Annotated in this window: 16 protein-coding genes, 1 riboswitch and 1 other annotated feature; of the genes, 10 read left to right on the plus strand and 6 right to left on the minus strand. The window is 43.7% G+C overall.

Features of this window, described 5'->3' with window-relative positions; all coding sequences use genetic code 11:
* Window positions 1-76: 76 nt before the first annotated feature.
* The gene (ilvB, locus tag JOD02_RS07910; protein ID WP_204488540.1) at window positions 77-1765 is read right to left on the minus strand and encodes a biosynthetic-type acetolactate synthase large subunit; all 1689 of its coding nucleotides are present in this window, start codon (window positions 1763-1765) and stop codon (window positions 77-79) included.
* 59 nt (window positions 1766-1824) lie between these two features.
* Window positions 1825-2085 (minus strand) — a binding site (T-box leader).
* Between the two features lie 185 nt (window positions 2086-2270).
* Between ilvB and JOD02_RS07915 the strand changes: the two genes are divergently transcribed.
* A complete protein-coding gene (locus tag JOD02_RS07915) occupies window positions 2271-3296 on the plus strand; it encodes a WYL domain-containing protein (RefSeq protein ID WP_204488542.1) in 1026 nt (341 codons plus the stop codon).
* A 56-nt stretch (window positions 3297-3352) separates the two neighbouring features.
* On the opposite strand, the gene JOD02_RS07920 is transcribed toward JOD02_RS07915, so the two are convergent.
* The 5 genes from JOD02_RS07920 to JOD02_RS07940 form a co-directional block, all read right to left on the minus strand.
* Complete coding sequence (locus JOD02_RS07920) at window positions 3353-4750, minus strand: methyltransferase MtaB domain-containing protein (protein ID WP_204488544.1); 1398 nt, start codon at window positions 4748-4750, stop codon at window positions 3353-3355.
* Between the two features lie 279 nt (window positions 4751-5029).
* On the minus strand, window positions 5030-6424 hold the full coding sequence (locus tag JOD02_RS07925) for a hypothetical protein (protein WP_204488546.1): 1395 nt from the start codon (window positions 6422-6424) through the stop codon (window positions 5030-5032).
* Between the two features lie 225 nt (window positions 6425-6649).
* A complete protein-coding gene (locus tag JOD02_RS07930; RefSeq protein WP_204488548.1) occupies window positions 6650-7180 on the minus strand; it encodes a DUF5317 domain-containing protein in 531 nt (176 codons plus the stop codon).
* A gap of 10 nt (window positions 7181-7190) precedes the next feature.
* Window positions 7191-8447, minus strand: a complete 1257-nt coding sequence (locus JOD02_RS07935; protein WP_204488550.1) for an HD-GYP domain-containing protein — start codon at window positions 8445-8447, stop codon at window positions 7191-7193.
* Between the two features lie 307 nt (window positions 8448-8754).
* Complete coding sequence (locus JOD02_RS07940) at window positions 8755-9393, minus strand: hypothetical protein (RefSeq protein ID WP_204488552.1); 639 nt, start codon at window positions 9391-9393, stop codon at window positions 8755-8757.
* Window positions 9394-9702: 309 nt separating this feature from the next.
* On the opposite strand from JOD02_RS07940, the gene JOD02_RS07945 reads away from it, so the two are divergent.
* From JOD02_RS07945 to JOD02_RS07985, 9 genes are all read left to right on the plus strand, one after another.
* Window positions 9703-10113 (plus strand): 4Fe-4S dicluster domain-containing protein, encoded by a 411-nt coding sequence (locus tag JOD02_RS07945; RefSeq protein WP_243426416.1) that lies wholly within the window; start codon window positions 9703-9705, stop codon window positions 10111-10113.
* The gene (locus tag JOD02_RS07950; RefSeq protein WP_204488554.1) at window positions 10114-11874 is read left to right on the plus strand and encodes an aldehyde ferredoxin oxidoreductase N-terminal domain-containing protein; all 1761 of its coding nucleotides are present in this window, start codon (window positions 10114-10116) and stop codon (window positions 11872-11874) included. It begins immediately after the preceding gene.
* On the plus strand, window positions 11849-12079 hold the full coding sequence (locus tag JOD02_RS07955; RefSeq protein WP_204488556.1) for a MoaD/ThiS family protein: 231 nt from the start codon (window positions 11849-11851) through the stop codon (window positions 12077-12079). The genes JOD02_RS07950 and JOD02_RS07955 overlap by 26 nt, the downstream gene beginning before the upstream one ends.
* Window positions 12080-12088: 9 nt before the next feature.
* On the plus strand, window positions 12089-12769 hold the full coding sequence (locus tag JOD02_RS07960) for a ThiF family adenylyltransferase (protein ID WP_204488558.1): 681 nt from the start codon (window positions 12089-12091) through the stop codon (window positions 12767-12769).
* A riboswitch (molybdenum cofactor riboswitch) is annotated at window positions 12763-12909 on the plus strand. (Overlaps the previous gene by 7 nt.)
* A 131-nt stretch (window positions 12910-13040) precedes the next feature.
* The gene (locus tag JOD02_RS07965) at window positions 13041-13841 is read left to right on the plus strand and encodes a substrate-binding domain-containing protein (protein ID WP_204488560.1); all 801 of its coding nucleotides are present in this window, start codon (window positions 13041-13043) and stop codon (window positions 13839-13841) included.
* Window positions 13842-13871: 30 nt separating this feature from the next.
* Window positions 13872-14504 (plus strand): ABC transporter permease, encoded by a 633-nt coding sequence (locus JOD02_RS07970; RefSeq protein ID WP_204488562.1) that lies wholly within the window; start codon window positions 13872-13874, stop codon window positions 14502-14504.
* A gap of 1 nt (window position 14505) precedes the next feature.
* A complete protein-coding gene (locus JOD02_RS07975; protein ID WP_341534571.1) occupies window positions 14506-15063 on the plus strand; it encodes an ATP-binding cassette domain-containing protein in 558 nt (185 codons plus the stop codon).
* Between the two features lie 35 nt (window positions 15064-15098).
* On the plus strand, window positions 15099-16313 hold the full coding sequence (locus tag JOD02_RS07980; RefSeq protein WP_204488565.1) for a molybdopterin molybdotransferase MoeA: 1215 nt from the start codon (window positions 15099-15101) through the stop codon (window positions 16311-16313).
* Window positions 16310-17473 carry a molybdenum cofactor synthesis domain-containing protein gene (locus JOD02_RS07985; RefSeq protein ID WP_204488567.1) on the plus strand — a complete coding sequence of 388 codons (1164 nt, stop codon included), beginning with the start codon at window positions 16310-16312 and terminating at the stop codon, window positions 17471-17473. The genes JOD02_RS07980 and JOD02_RS07985 overlap by 4 nt, the downstream gene beginning before the upstream one ends.
* The last annotated feature ends 2 nt before the right edge of the window (window positions 17474-17475 follow it).

Below are 17475 nucleotides of genomic sequence, written 5' to 3' on the forward strand. Positions count from 1 at the left end.
CTCCCTATCTCGGCAGATAATGCTCAAGTTCTTGCTATTTAAAAACCTTTTTAACTCATCAAACTATATTATACTTTCAATCAATGACCTCATCAATGGGTGCTCCTGGCGGAACCATGGGATATACCATTTCATCTGGATGTATAATGCACTCTATCAATACAGGCTGTTGCATTTCAAGCGCTTGCTTGAGCGTATCTTCTACTTCTTCGTTGGAAGTTATCCTGAATCCTTTGATTCCATAAGCGTCGGCCAGCTTTACAAAATCCACATCAGGGCCTAAAGTGGTGTATGAGAATCTACCATTGTAGAACAGCCTTTGCCATTGGCGTACCATACCTAGGGCTTGATTGTTTAGGACCAGTTGTATTATGGGCAACTTGTATCTTGAAACTGTAGCCAATTCAGTCGAATTCATTTTAAAGCTTCCATCGCCTGCAACGTTTATAACCCTTCGATCAGGCCTTCCGATGCATGCTCCTATAGCTGCGCCCAGGCCATAGCCCATTGTGCCCAAACCACCGGAAGAGATAAAGGTTCGCGGTTCGTCAAACTTGTAAAACTGGGCGGTCCACATCTGATTCTGTCCTACTTCAGTTGTGATTATGGCTTTTCCCGCAGTAAGGGCATAAAGCTTTTCTATAATAAATTGGGGGGATAATTTCCCTTTGGGAGTATAATGTTTTAAGGTATATGCCCTCTTCCAATCTTCTATCTGCTTATTCCAGCTGTTAGGCTGTTTTTCGTCCACCAGCTCGATCAATCTCTGAAGTATCTTTTTTACATCCCCACAGATAGGTATATGCACATCAATATTCTTCCCCAGCTCTGCAGGGTCAATGTCTATATGGATGATTTTGGCACGAGTGGCAAACTTATCGGCTTTGCTTACGACACGGTCGCTAAACCGGGCACCTACAGCTATCAGCAAATCACAGTTGGAGACTGCGTAGTTAGAAACCCTCGTTCCGTGCATTCCCACCATACCCATGAAATATGGGTGTGTACCTGGGAAAGCGCCCAAACCCATGAGCGAGCAAGTCACAGGTGCTTTTATCTTTTCTGCGAAAGTCACCAGCTCATGGTTTGCACCCGAGATGTTTACGCCTCCCCCTGCATATATCACTGGCCTTTCGCATTTGTTTATAGCTTCTGCAGCTTTTTGAATGTTTTTTTCGATTTGCTCATTACGATAAAACTGAGGATGAAATATATCTTCGTTTACATAGCTTGTATCCACTTGAACTGGTTGATAATCTATTACGGCATTTTGTATATCCCTTGGGATATCGACCAAAACAGGGCCTGGACGGCCACTTCGTGCTATCTTGAAAGCCTGCCTTATGATATCTGGCAGACGTTGGGCATCTTTGACGATATAGTTATGCTTGGTAATAGGCGCGGTTATGCCCGTGATATCTACTTCTTGGAATGAGTCTTTGCCAAGCAGCGAAGAAGCTACCTGACCGGTAAATACAACTAGAGGTACTGAGTCCATATAAGCGGTTGCAATCCCGGTTACCGTGTTGGTGGCTCCTGGCCCTGATGTGGCAAACACTACGCCAACTTTCCCAGTAGCTCTGGCGTATCCATCTGCAGCGTGGGTAGCTCCTTGTTCGTGAGCGGTTAAAATATGGGTAATGTCTTTTGCATCATAAAGTGCATCGTATACTGGAAGGATTGCTCCTCCAGGGAAGCCAAAAACGATATTTACACCCTGCTCTCTTAAACACTCTATGACCACTTGTGCACCTTTCAATTTCACTCTTTCATCGCCCCCTTTTTCTAAAAATGAGTATTAAAAAACCCTTCATCCCCTTCTTAAAATGGGACGAAAGGTTCTCTTCCGTGGTACCACCCATGTTCGCTGTTGCCTCGCGGCAACAGCCTCGCCAGGATACGGCCCAATATAAAACTTGGGATTATATCCTTGCACTGTAACGGGAGCTCCCGTCAAGGCTTACTGGACGTTTCAGCCTTGCAGCTCCAGGACGACTTCGACACTTCCCCGGGCACCGGTTTACACCAACCACCGGCTCTCTTGAGCCCGACTGGAAATTCTACTCTTCCCTTCATAGCCTTTAAATGCATATTTATGTATAATTGGGTATATTCTAATATAAATTAGCGAGAAAAGCAAGAGGTTTTTTTTGTAAAATATATTAACAATTATTTCCATATCTATTAAAAATTTGTCTCTTAGAAGGAGTTTGTTATAATTTGTAGAATACATCTTTTATTAAAATATTTTAAAGAAGGGTGTGTAAAACGTGAGTAAGCTAAGCCAGTGTTTAAAAATAATTGCGCTGCTTCAGACCCGGCAGATGATGTCAACAAAAGAAATAGCTGAAATCCTTGACATAACTCCGCGAAATGTAAAGGCGTATATCGAGTATTTAAAAAAAGCTGGAATTCCCGTTCAGGGGATGCCGGGAAGGGCGGGGGGTTATTATCTAGGGAATGAATACTATTTTGAGGTGCCTAAGCTTGATGAAGGGGAATACTCTGCTTTGATATTGGCAGAAAAGCTTTTGAATTCCAAAAGCGGATTTCCGCTTGCAAATGAGTTACAGACAGCAGTGGCCAAAATACGCTGTGCTTTAGGTGATATGGTAGTTAATGTTTTCCCCATTCCTACAGATGAATTAATGCTTTCTTTGGGAAAGGTCGATTTGAAGGATAACTTAAATAAGATATTGAGTACCGTTTATATGGCCATAAAGCAGCGCAAGCGCATACGGATTCTCTACTATACTGCATCCAGGGATGAAAGAAAGAGGCGAGAGGTGGACCCTTACGCTGTAGTTTATCGCGAGGGTTCGTGGTATTTGATCGGATATTGCCATTTGAGAGAACAGGTGCGCACCTTCAAGCTGGTTAGGATAGAAGAAATCGAAATACTGGATACGACTTTTGTTTATCCGAGCGATTTTTCGATAAAGGAGTATATGTCAAACATCTTTAGCGTAATTGAGGGTGAAGAATACGATGTTGAGATACGGTTTTTCCACCCTGCCAGCATATGGATAAAGGAGAAGAAATGGCTCCCCAATCAGCAGATTGAGGCGCTTGAGGATGGATCTGTAATTTTTAAAGCCAGGGTAAAAGGGCTTATCGATATAAAGAGGTGGGTGCTGAGCTTCGGGAAGCTGGCGGTGGTGCAAAAGCCTGAAGAACTGGTAGAAAGTATAAGAGAAGAGATAGAAGGCATGAAGGATTTATATGTGGGGTCGTGTTGTGAGGAGGAACAACCTTGTGAGGAGGAACGACCTTGTGAGACTGAAGAAGGCAACTAAAGCAACTGCCTTCTTATCACCTGATGTTTTGAGGCAAATGAGAAGGCATCTTACATTCATTCTAAGCCGTATTCTTCGGGTCTCCATTTTGTCAAATCTACTTCCTTCTTTATTTCATACCAAAATTCCTCTTCATTATCGGGTATGGTTTCAAGTTGGGCGTTTATGATGTCCAGCCATTTTTGCTCCCGTGGGGGTACCATTACTTCGCCATTTTTGACGCCTCTTTTTATTATATCCACTGCAAGAATTGCTGCCTTCTTGGTTGCTAGGAAGGCGTCTTTCTCTTTTACCAGTTCTTTGCTGATCTTAAGTACAATGTCTGGTCTTAAAATGTATGCCTGCGGATCAAATTTGTCATCGGATTTGGCCAACCAATCGCGCATCTTTAAAGCGTAATTGTGCCCTTCGGCTGATGCCTGGTTCATCAAGCGGCAGTCATAAATCAGTTGCTCTGTATAAACGACAGGGGCAGGAGCGCTCAAAAGCTTGATGTTCTGTACCGATTCGTTGCTCCAGCAATCGCAAACGCATGCTGCTATATTGCCCAGCGCACTTAGGTGGGCACATGCTGCTGTTTTGCCCTCCATTGATATAGGAACGCCGGCTATGGCCTTGATATAAGGCCCTTCGTAACCGCAATCTTTATTTGGCCCTATTGCTCCCATCTCATAAGCAGCTAATGTCCTAGGTACACTTGCTACTCTGTCCACTGCTGCAAATACTTTTGGAATCATGCCCTGCTCTGCCAGTACCATGGCGGTATTGGCAAAACCGCAAGCCGTGTCTCCACCTGGTATAGAACCGGTTGTCTCGGCTATTTGCACTATATGTGCCCATAGGAACCGCATATCCCTTATACCCAAAACCCCAAGAGCAAAGATGGCTTTTCTCATATCGCAATTGATCAGAGCTTCGTCGTGGAGTTCCTTGCCGCCTGTGGATTCTATGGATAGGATATCGGCTCCTTCTTCAGCACACCTTTGAAAAGTAGTAAGCATGCTTTCCAGGAACTGGCCCTGCCTCATAAATGAGGGACGTACCATTTCTCTGATGTCGTTGGGAGTACATCTCAGTACGCTTTTAAGACCGTATTTTGCTTCAAATTCTCTCATGTGCTCTAGTAAAATTCTGGTGATTTCAATTCCCCATTTTGGTTCTTTTGTTGTCTCTGGAAGCAACTCAACTTCAACGATGATTCCAGGGGCATGAAGGTCTTTTGCGCGCTTTAAAATGCCCACGATCATTTCTTTGTATTGTTTATATACTTCTGAGATAGTAGCAGGTTCAATTTTCATGGGTGGGAGAGTCATGTTGATTTCAGGATAAACAGTGCCTCCGCCTATTATCATGCCGTTTTTTGTTTTTACCGGCTTTGGGGCAATTCCGTATACAAAGTCATCGATGGACGCAATAGCCGTTTGTTTAAATAATTTACGCGGTTTTAAATCCATAGGGTTCCTCCTCTCTTCTTAATGAGTCTGTATTTTTGATTATAGGAAACTATATGATTTATTACAATATCTATAGGATTAATAAGCAAAAAACCCTTAAAATTCTCAAAAATGAACAAAAAGGCATGTGTAACACCCTTATTGAGGGGTTATGAGCTGCTGGTTGATGAATGTATAGTAAAATCTTGCGATAGTTTTGAGGTGCCGTCTTTTTAAAGGTTTTGAAATGCCTTTTGAAACGCAATATATGCAAAAAAGCCGGAGCATTTGTTCCGGCTTTTAAAATTCAGGGTTCAGTGAATATCCAAACATGTGGTTGATAAGAGCTTCTCCTAACTTTTTGCTGTCTTTTGCATCGGCTTCGCTTATGGGTATGTCCCCTGGCATAAGGTTAGAAAACCCTACCATGCCTCGACCACGTTCAAATATACGTTCTTCTATATAGGTGTTTTGGAAATACCCAGGCACGCCCTTGACCGTATATGTTACCTTCATTCTGCCCGTTGCCGGGTCATATTCTTTTATTTTGGCTGTTACCTTGTATTCCTTTCCGTTTACCCTAGTGCTGTGGCTCCATGTTGCTCCCTGTTTGAATGGGGTTTTCAATATCACCAGGTTGTGCAGCTTGGAGTTTACCTCGGGCGGATCAAACCGGGTACTCGACATCACTTTTTCGGTCACTGTGCCTTTTACGTAGTCAATATAGTATCTCACTGTAAATTTGTCATTTATTCCTGACCCGTCTTGGTACTTTCCCTGGAATTCATATATGGCGTTATCTGATGTGCTGGATATCTTCTTTAATACTCCCACATGTCCGTATTCGGCAAGGCCAAAGTACCGTAGTTGGGTGTTGAGTTTGGGTAGATAAGCGTCTATTTCCAGCTTATTTCTGTAGCCCGTACCGGGATAGTAGATATAGTATCCTATGGTGAAATTACCGTTGGGGTCCATATAGAGTTTTTCGTAGGATAGAACCCCCACTCCCTCTTTTATCTCGCGCTTTTCATAGTATTCGCTCTGCGTATCTTTATATACCACAGTGTATATTTTCTGACCGTTTTCTTCTTTTACATCGGTAATTGTGGTTTTTAGTGTAACTGGTGTCCCGTCTTCTTTAGTGGTTTCCTGAATCCAGCTATTTCCTTTTTGTAGCGGCGTTCTTATAAGTTCCAGGTCTTTGAACGAGGTATCCATCATGGCTCGCCCTGTCTTGTTTTGGATAAGCACGCCTGGCTTTACTGTATAGGTTACAGAAAACGACAGGTCTTGATTTGACTCCCCTCCTGACATGTCATCTACTTCTCCCTTTACGTGGTAGATTATGACATCATCTTGCTTTGAAATATCTTGAAGCACCATCCTATGGCCGTATTCGGCAAAGCCGTTGTATGACCATTGATAATCTGGACGTGCTGGTAAAAGCTGGGTGATTTCTTCTATACCCAACATTTCTTTGTTGCCGGCCGTTTGGTCGGGTTCATCTTCTTGTCCTTGGCCGTTATTTTGGCTTTCTTCTTGAGGCGTTTCATTTGAAGGGGATGGGGTAACACCTTCAAAGGGGTTTTGTTGTTGTGTGCCAGGGGGTTTAGTTTTGTTACTCGTACCACATGCTGTTAACACTATGGCTAATATTACAATGGCGGGAATAATATACAATCTGAGTATTTTCAATAGGATTCACCTCTATTCAGTATCAAATTTTTCTAATATTAGTATATCACTCAATTGTTACATTTTATTTTCCAGAAATGAAAAATAGCATTATATCTTTGTGTTTAAGTGTTTAATATTTAAAGATGCGCTTAACAATTTTGAAGATTTTAAACAAAAGTGAAGAAAAGGAAAATACCTTTTAAAATTTGACGAAATTGTTATGCCGATGTAAAGATTTGTGTGCTATTCAGCCTGCGTTATGTTCTGTATGAACAGAAATATGCCGAGCATTATTATAACGTCTCCTATGCTTATAAATTGCTCTCTAGGCCAAGGCAAATAAATTATGTCGGCTAAAAACCATAAAGGAGTTTTGTCTGCCATCAATGTGTAACTGGGAAGATTGCCGTTTTGGATCATCTGTACGTATTTGTTCAGCGAGGGTACTTGGAGAGTATGTTGGGATACCGGCATGGCTCCGCCGTTTGAAAGTATCACTAAAAAGTTAAGCGCTATTCCAATTCCTATGGTTTTCAAATGTTTGTATGAGCTGTTAATGAGTATAAAGGCAAATAATAATGTGTATTCAACTATGAATATTATAAATGCCATCCAATGAGGCGTGTTAAGTAAGTGATAGGGCCAAAAATCCAAAAACAACGATATTATGACCAGGTATGGCATGCGAAAATGGATGTCTTTTAGCCTCTTCAGTTGTCCTCCTCTTAAAAGAGAGATAATGAGGCTCAGTGCTATGACAATAAACGCTAACATAGTTAACATCTCATCCTTTCTCTTGAACTACGCTTATTAGAGCATCTACCACTACTGGGTGAAATTGGGTCCCTTTGTTTTGTCTGATGATCTCTAAAGCCTCCTGTGGAGTAAAGGCTTTTCTATATGGCCTGTCCGAGGTGAGGGCGTCATAGGCGTCGGCTGCCGCAATTATATAAGCCTCGATGGGTATTTCTTCGCCCTTACTTCCTTGAGGATAGCCGTTTCCGTCATACCGCTCATGGTGGTTCTTTATGAGATTCTTTACGTCATCTAAAAAATCTACATCTTCCAGTATTTTTACCCCTATGTCGGGGTGTTGTTTGATTTTTTCCCATTCTTCCAGGGAAAGCGAGTGGGGTTTACGCAGTATGGAATCCTCTATGCCTATTTTTCCTATATCATGTAATAGAGCTGCTACCTTAATGGCCTCTATCTTGGAAGGGGGAAGTTTAAGCTTTCTGGCAATCTTTTCAGCATACATCTCCACGCGTTTGGAATGCCCTTCTGTGTATTTGTCCTTTGCTTCAATTGCCGCTGTAAGGGTCTGTATTATTTGGTAATATCTCTTTTGCGACTCAAGGTAAAGCTGGAAAGAGTAGCGTGCAAGTAGCAGGGGGCCAAACAGCAGTATCACATATATATGGCCGTTGGGGATTTGGTAGAGGAGGTATATGAAATACCCGAAAGGGGCCAGGGCGTAAAAATTGGGTATGGCCCACAGGATATTTTTTTTCCACAGTTTAAAAAATGGCTGTTGGGTCAGAAATTTCATGAGAAGCATGAGTATAGAGGAATTAAACAGCAAGAACAAGGTTATGTATGTAATCAAGCACAGCATATACAAGTAGAGGTTGCCGCTTGCTTGCAGCCTGTTGTGCATGGCTTGGTATGCGCTGCCTGATATGTATGCGCTTATGGCAAGATTTGACATATTAAACAACGTTTTATAAAATGGTCTATTAAATACGTGTTCATAAACACCTTTTCTAGGGTGATAAAATTGAAACAATACACTATTTGCTGCAACTACAACGGCGAAATATGTCCCCTGGTACAGATGTGCTGCAAGTATAATTGCAAAGACTACACTTAACACACCGTTCTGCATAAATAGGACTAGAAAGGATTGACTCATTCCTGCTAGCAAAATCCAGAGTACAAGTTCGTATGTCTGTATTTTAGGCATGTTATATATCGAGATTGATATTATGAATACCCCCACAATGGATACGATGCTCAGGAAAAGGATGGCTTTCTTATTCATGGTTGTTTTGCTACCTCCGCTTTTGGTTTTGTATTTAAATGGCCAAACCCCAGCTTTTTTAGTTTAAATTACCACCAGAAAAATCCTGCGCCGCCTGCCAGAATGAGGGAAATCAGGGCGATTAAGACCCCCAGGACCTTTTTCATGGCTTTACACCCTCCTGTTTAGAGTTCTCTGCCCTTCGCTAATGAGGCAGGCCTTTTTCCGCTCCGCTTGTTATTGTATAAATTGGGCAAAAACCGGGGTTTGGCCTTTTTGGCTTGAGCGTTGGTGTGTCCGTTGCTTCGATAATATTAAATTTTTACTCTCAGGCGAGTTTGCCCAACTTTCTATTAAGGGCGTCCAGTACCGCCTTTACAACGGCCTTGTTTTCATCATGTTCTATGGGGGCTGAGCCTACAAGGAAGCCCTCTGTGTGGTCGGAAACTTGTGATATGGCTACAATACATACGGGTTTTCCTGATATAGCGGTTTTCTGTATGTCCATCACGCTGAACATGCATTCGCCGCCTAAAAACTGTTGTATGGCGTTTATTGTAGCCTCAGCCAAGGCTCGAAAGCGCCCCTGAGTGAAGTTTAGCCCGCAAGCGGTACCCTCAAATGCCTTGTCATCTTTGGCTAGGACCACCCGTGCCTCAACCCGTGAGTCTTCCATGTTTATGGAAACGCTTTTTATTGCAAGGCGAGGGTTTACACGGCATATCCTGCTCCCATCCTGTATCTGCGCTATGCTTATCACCTTGTGGTCAAGGGGGATGCCGTATTTGGCCATGAGCGCAGACTGTACGTCTCGAGATATCTGTTTAGGGTTGCGCTCTGTGCTTGCTAATATGTGAAGTTCAATTATGTCGCCTTCTTGGTTCAATACTATTTTTGAGGAGATAATTCCCGGGATTTTGTTTAAGAAGGTTTCATATTCTTGAATCTTTGTATGGTCTAATGACATAAACCCTGATATCCCCCTCTTACTTATCCGTATATTTACAATGAACCATTTTCTACTATTAAAACATATTTCGCCGTATTTTTGTAAAATCCTCTTTAGATTTTAAAAAGTTTACTCTAAGATTATGCTATTTTTTTATAAAAAGCGGCGAAAAATTTTGAAGAAGGGCTTTTACAACAAATCCAGGCGAATATTTGTTAAAAAAATAGCAAATTGAATATTGTAAAATTGTTCTTGCAATGTTATAATAAACTTTGTCAAAAATAAAACAATGTTTGAGAAATATATGGATTTCAGGTGGTGATTCGATTGCCAAAGGTATTGAGAGCCGATAACATGAACAAGTGCCTTGGTTGCTTTACGTGCATGCTTACGTGCGCTGCTGTGAATCATAACAACCACAATCTTGCAAAAAGCTCCATAAAGGTCAAGACCAGGGGAGGGCTGCAGAGCAAGTTTGCCGCAACGATTTGTGTTGCATGCAAGGAACCTGCTTGTGCTGAGGCCTGTCCCACAAATGCCCTTGTCAGGCGCCCCGGTGGGGGAGTGAATTTGATTCCGGAAAGGTGTATTGCCTGTGAGAAGTGCGTTTCTGCGTGCATAGTTGGGTCAATTCACATGGACTATGACAGAAAAATACCAATAGTGTGCAAACACTGCGGGGCGTGTGTGAGGATGTGCCCGCACAACTGTTTGAGCATGGAAGAGGTGACGGAGTAAATGCTGGGGAAGGACTTTATAAGGGTACTCTATATAGACCTTGAGAGCAGGAAGGCGGATATTAAAGAGAGGAAGGACTTGTATAAATGCTTGGGTGGTACCGGTGTGGCAGCAAAGCTTCTTGAGGAAAATATGAAGAAGAACTTGCCGCCGCTACACGAGCAGCAGCCGCTTATAATCTCCATTGGCCCGCTTTCCACTATATTCCCTGTTGTAACCAAGGCGGTTGCAACCTTTATATCGCCTCACACGGGTGAGTACGGTGAAAGCCATGCCGGCGGAAGGTTGGCCATGGCTATGCGCAATGCTGGGTATGACGCCATTGTTATAACGGGCAGGGCTGGCAAGCCCACTTATTTGTCAATAACTGATAGAAGTATAGAGTTTAAAGATGCCAGAGCCATGTGGGGGCTTGATGTAGAAGATGTAGGAAGGCTGGTCAGGGAGAGGGAACCAGGACCGGGCAAGAGGAGCATCATCAGGATAGGCAGGGCGGGTGAAAACCTTGTCACATATTCGTGTGTCAATGTGGATACCTACAGGCACTTTGGAAGGCTAGGTATAGGTGCGGTATTCGGCAGCAAGAACCTGAAAGCCATGATAATCATGGGAGAGAGGGACCTGCCCATTTCCAATTTAAAGGAGTATTTTAGGACTTATCAGGAGATATACAAGAAGGCGACTCAGACCGATGCCATGGCTAAATACCATGAGCTCGGAACGCCCGTAAACATAAAGGTGCTAAATGCTATAAGTTCTCTACCCACTAAGAATCTTTTGCAGTCCACCTTTGAACATGCGGATGATATATCGGGTGAAACATTTGCTGAGAAAAACCTTATAAGAAAGGTCTCATGCACCGGTTGCCCAATCGGGTGTATTCATATAGGACAGTTTAGGAGAGAGTTTGATAAGGGATATGAGTATGAGTCAATAGCGGTGTCGTATGACCATGAGCTAATATATGCGCTGGGCAGCCTGCTTGGGATAAAGACCAGCGATGAAGTGCTGGAAATAATAGAAGAGGTAGAGCAGGCTGGCCTTGATGCCATGACCACGGGAGTTGTTTTGGCATGGGCTACTGAGGCCCTGCAAAAGGGGCTTATAACTAAACAAGACACCTTAGCAGACCTTGAATTTGGAAATACTAAGGAGTACATCAAGGCCATAGATTATATTGCAGACAGGGTAAACGAGTTTTATTACACCATTGGGAATGGTTTAAAGGAAGCGGTTAAAAAATACGGAGGTCAGGAGTTTGCTCTGCTTTACGGCGGAAATGAAATGGCGGGTTACCATACCGGGTATGCTTTTGCGTTAGGCCAGACTGTGGGTTCTAGGCATTCGCACCTTGACAATGCGGGGTATTCATACGACCAGAGCGCAAAAGAACTTAAAGATGAGGAGATAGTAGATTATGTGATAAAGGAGGAGAAAGAGAGGAACATCCTGACGTCGTTGTGCATCTGCCTGTTCGCGCGAAAGGTGTATGACAGGGTTACTATACTGAAAGCGCTTCATTCCATAGGCATTGACTGGAGCGATGATGACCTGACAAGGCTAGGGAATGATATATTCTTTACCAAGCTCAAGATCAAGAAAGAGCTTGGGTTTTCCCTTGAAAATTACAGGTTCCCCAAGAGGGTGTTTGAAACGCCTACTTTATGGGGTAAGATGGATGAGGAGAGGCTCAATAGGCTTTTGAAGATGTATATAGACAGGGTGGAGAAGGAATATGAGGATTGGAATAGAGGTCAATGACTTTTTTGGAAACTACGGCAGCAGAACCGGGAAGTTTGAAATGGATGTGAAACCGGGTTTTAGTGTGCAGAATTTGCTTGAAATATTGAATATACCATTGGATAAGGTTGGTTTTGTAATTGTAAATCAAAAAAGGGTTGATTGTGATTACGTCTTTTCCGAAGGTGATAGTGTGCATGTTTTGCCTTTTGCGACTGGAGGTTAATGCTTAAAAGTGGAGAAGAGGTATATAAAAAACATTGGTACGCTTAGTTTGAAAGGTCAAGGAAGGGTATTCCAAACGACGGCTGCCGTGGTAGGGGCTGGAGGAATCGGGGGATTTATTATAGAAGGGTTGGCGCGCCTTGGGGTGAAAGAGATAATAGCCATAGATAAGGATGTGTTTGATGAGACGAACTTGAACAGGCAGGTTTTATCGACTGTGAGCAATCTGGGCAGTCCCAAAGTCATTGAGGCTGAAAAGAGGGTGAAGGAAATAAATCCAAGGGTGCATTTCCAGCCCATCAGCCAAAGGGCCTGCCTGGAGAATCTCCCGGATTTTTTGGGCCGGGCAGATTATATATTTGATGCTACCGATAATATCGAGATAAGGAAAGGGCTCTCCAAGTTTGTGCAGCAAACCGATAAGGTCTTGATCCACGGTGGGTGTGCAGGGTGGTATGTGCAGGTGGCTGTAATAACAAAATATACGCCATCTATAGAAAGGCTCTTTGGAGGTGTCAGTGGGCAGGGGGCTGAGAAGGTGCTTGGGAACCCCGTGTTTGCGCCTATGCTGACGGCAGCCCTTGAGCTTTCAGAATTTTGTAAGCTTGTATCAGGTAAGGGGAAGCCCCTTGTGGGCAGGTGCCTGGTTGTCAATCTTTTGACAAATGAATGCAGGGTTTTTGAATTTTAATGTCTTTCCGAGCCATTGCAGCCTAAGAAGGGAAACATCTATACTGTAGTTTTCCCTTTATGGTGCTTTGGCCGATAGGGTGCAGTCTACGGGAAACCGCTGCGCCTCCCGCTTTGGAAAGGAAAGACAGGGTAGAAGGGATGCTCTTTTGCCTTTTTAAAGCGGGGAGCATCCTTTTTTACTATTACCGAATTAAATATAAAATGAGGCAAAGGTAGGCAATATCAAAGCAAAAAGGGCCATTCAGCAGCCCAAAAGGAGGCATTTTCAAGTGAAAAGACATGCGGTATGGCTTTTGTTGTTGGCTTTACTGTTTGTTACGGGCTGCCAGAGCTCAAAGGTTGCGGTTACTCTGAAGATTGCTACCACCACCAGCATATACGACAGCGGTTTTTTGGATTTTGTGTTTCCATCCTTTGAGGACGATTATGGCATTAAGCTCAATTTTATTTCTGTCGGCAGTGGGCAGGCCGTTAAGATGTTTATGAATAAAGATGTTGACGGGATAATCATCCACGAAAAGTCCTTTTTGGATGAGCTGTTGGATGAAGGATATATAAATGGGTATATCCCTTTGGTCTATAACCGTTTTATTCTTGTTGGTCCTAAGGAGGCAGAGAATTTGTTTAAAAATGTTGGTTCCGTTCAGGAGGCCTTTTTGATAATCAAAAACATAGGTCTGCCGTTTGTGTCACGTGCTGACAATTCGGCCACTCATATAAGGGAGCTTGAGATATGGGATTTGGCAGGGGTTTCTCCCGATTTTGATGGTTATATAAAATCGGGACAGGGCATGGGCATGAGCTTGAACCTTGCAAACGAAAAGCGAGCCTTTATTCTTACCGATGAGGCTACTTTCTATAAGATGAGGGATAAACTGGGGAACCTGGATGTAATTTATCAAAATTCCGACGAAGAGGTTTTGATGAATGTTTACTACTTTGCTCTTTCTGCTGCGAGAAAGGAAGGGCCAGTTTTTGAGGAATTTTTTAAAGGCAGCAAGTTTAAGGCGCTGGTTGAAGAGTTTAATCAGAAGTACTTTAAAAATCCACTCTATCAGTTGTGCAAATGATTAATCTGTAAAAGTGCTGGGGTATGGGCAATGGTGGGCAATATTGTCTTGTCAACGCTCATTGTGTGTGTTCCGTCAACCTTGATTTCGATGCTGATTGCTGTGCCTGCAGGGTATATTCTCAAAGTTAAGAGGTTTAGAGGGCGAAGGCTTATAATCAGAGGGGTATATACCCTGTCGGGGTTGCCGCCGGTTTTGGCAGGACTTCTGGTGTACCTGACGCTTTCGAGCAAAGGGCCGCTGGGCTTTTTGAACATCCTGTTCACCAAGTGGGCTATGGTCATTGGTCAGGTGGTTTTGATAGTGCCTATTGTAATACTGTATACCTTGTCGGGGCTTAAAAATATCCTGATGGTGTTGGATAACCTTGATTACCTGGGTATAAAAGGCAATAAGAGATACTTTGTTGTGCTGAGGGAATATTTCCGAGAACTCGTATACGCGGGGGTATTGGGGCTTTCCCGAGCAATCTCCGAGGTGGGGGCGGTGCTCATAGTAGGTGGCAACATTGAGGGCCAAACCAGGATACTGACAACGGCCATAATCCATGAGGTTTCAAAAGGTGAGTTTTCAAGGGCGCTTCTATTGGGGCTGATCTTGCTGGCTATTTCTTTTGGGTTCAATACAGCTTTGCAGGTATTGCAGGGTGATATAGTTGATTGAGGTGAAAAACGTCGAGAAATATATAGGGGATAAGCTGTTGTTTTACTGTGAGAGTTTAAAGTTTGAAAAAAAGGGCTTATACATCATAAAGGGGCCAAACGGCTGCGGCAAGACCACATTTTTGAAGATGCTGTTCGGCAAGGACAGGGATTTTAAAGGCGTGATAAAAAACACATTTGACAAAAGGGTTATGCTTCCACAGCAGCCGTATTTCTTTAAAGGGAGCGTGCTTTACAACATATCCCTGGGGGCAAGAGATAGCGTCCTTGCTAAGGCCTGCCGCGTAATGGATGAGTTTTCAATTGACCCTGGTGCCAGCATTTTTTCCCTCTCGCTGGGGCAGAGGCAGCTGGTGGCATTTTTAAGGGCGTTTTATGCTGATGCTGATGTTTTATTTCTGGATGAGCCCGATACGTACCTGGATGGCAGGGTAAGAAACTTTGTGTTTGAGCTTATATGGCAGGACTCAAACAACAGATGTATAATAGCGGTAACCCATGATTCCACAATAGCTGTTCCAGCCATCACTATACGCTTTGAAGATTGCCATATTATTTAAAGGAAAAAATTGTACGCAAAGTGGGTGATGAACACATGAAGGTTTTTAAGACCGAATCTGAGGTGTTTGATATCTTGCAGCAGGAATTTTCGGATTTTATACCCGGGACCGAAAGGGTAATGCTTCATGAAGCTGTTGATCGAATCTGTGCAGACGACATTAGAGCGGATATAGATGTGCCGCATTTTGACAAGTCAACGGTGGATGGGTACGCCGTTAGATGCCAAAGGACATTTACGGCTAACGATGAGAATCCAGCAGTTTTTGAACTTATCGGAGAGGTCAAAACGGGGGAGATGCCGGATTTTAAAGTACAAGAGGGCCAGGCGGCAAGGGTTTTTACGGGCGGTGCCATCCCTGAAGGCGCTGATGCCGTGGTTATGCTGGAAAATACCATTGAGCAAGAGGGCAGGGTCTTTGTTTTTAAGCCGGCAAGGCCAAATGAGAACATATTGAAAAAGGGAGAGGATATAAGGAAGGGCTGCACAATTATAAGGAAATACCAAAGGCTTGGTGCGCCTCAAATAGGCGTTTTGGCAGCGGTGGGGCAGAAGGAAGTGGAGGTCTTCCTAAAACTCAAAGTAGGGGTTATCTCAACCGGCGATGAGATAATGACGCAGGATGAGCCCCTTCAGGAAGCAAAAATTTACGATATAAACTCATATACGCTGTACAGTGCGTTGAAACAGGAGTATGCTGTTCCGAAATCGTACGGGATTGTAAGGGATGACTATGAGGCTTTGATAAGTCTCCTTTCAAAGGCTGTCTTGGAGAACGACGTTGTGCTGATCTCAGGTGGAAGTTCGGTTGGAATGTATGACACCACGCTGAAGGCTATTCAGAGCTTGGAGGGGGCAAGGGTCCTAGTTGACGGGATATCCATAAAGCCCGGCAAGCCCACCATCATAGCGAAGGTGGGGAATAAAGCTGTGTTTGGGCTTCCGGGGCATCCGGTGTCGTGCCTGTTTATATTCAAATTCTTCGTAAAAAAGCTTTTTGATATGATGCTCAAGCAGCAGGATGCAGACCGCAAGGTTTTAGCTAAGCTAAAGTCGGGTTTTGTTTCTTCAAGCGGTAGGACGGAGTTCGTGTTTGTGAAGCTGGTTTACTCCGAGGAGGTTTTAGCAGAGCCTTTGTATGGAAAGTCGGGTTCGATAAGCCTTCTTAACAATGCTTCGGGATATGTTAGGCTTGAGGCAACCAGGACGGGTTTGAAGCCGGGTGATGTGGTGGAGGTGGTGTTGCTGTGAAGGATTATCATTTCTCTGCTGTGTTACCCGATGTAGCCAGAAAGAGCATAGAAGAAATATTAAAGGAGCATTTGGCTTTGGAAAGTGAAGTGGTTTCTATATACAGCGCAGGTGGACGTTTTGTTTCGCGGGATTACTTTTCTGTAAACACCTGCCCACCTGTTGATGTAGCTGCCATGGATGGATATGCCATTAATGCACAACAAACTTATGATGTCACCGATGTACAGCCCAAGGTGATCAAGGACTTCAAAGTTGTTCAAACCGGGCACAGCATAGAAAATTATGACGCTGTTGTACCTTTTGAAGAGGCTCAAAAGGAGGATGAAGGCATAAAAATTTTCAAAAGCTATTATCCGCGCCAGAATGTCCGCTCAAAAGGTGAGGATGTGCAAAAAGGCCAGATGATAGTGAAAAAGGGGGAACTGCTTGGCGAGTTTGAGCAGGTATATTTGAAAGCGGGAGGGTACAGGGAGGTTGAGGTATATAAAATGCCGAGGGTGGCCTTTTTGCCCACCGGCGACGAGCTTGTGGACCTCATTGAAAACCAAGACCAGCTTGTAGAGTTTAACTCGGTGATCTTCAGCAATTTGCTGAAGAGATATGGATTTGATGTAGGCGTTTTTGAGCCTGTACCCAATGACGTTGCTCAGCTTGTAAGCAAAATAGAAAGTCTCTTAGAAGAATATGACATGGTGTTTATAAACGGCGGCTCTTCAAAGGGGGATATGGATTTAACTGCAGAGGTTATTTCCAGGCTGGGAGAGGTTGTTGTGCACGGCGTGGCGATAAAGCCCGGTAAACCCACCATTATAGGCAGAGTGGGTACAAAGCTGGTAATGGGCCTGCCGGGATATCCTGTTTCTATGTTCTTTGCGGTAAGGGAGCTGTTTTTAGAGGCGTTTTTCAATGCTTATGGCTTAGACTCCAAGCAGAAAAAGGCTTGGGCGCTGCTCGAGAGAAGGGTTTTCTCAGATATGGGGTCTGAGGAGTACATCAGGGTGAGCATAGAAAACCAGCAGGGTAGGAATCTGGCTAGGGTGCTTAAAAGGGGTGCAAGCGTGGTTTCAAGTTTAAAGAGGGCAGACGGATATATAGTAATCCCCGTTAATGCAGATCTGTTGGAAGAAGGGAACCTTGTCGAGGTTAAATTGATTTAAAA

Source organism: Caldicoprobacter guelmensis (assembly GCF_016908415.1).
GTDB lineage: Bacteria > Bacillota > Clostridia > Caldicoprobacterales > Caldicoprobacteraceae > Caldicoprobacter > Caldicoprobacter guelmensis.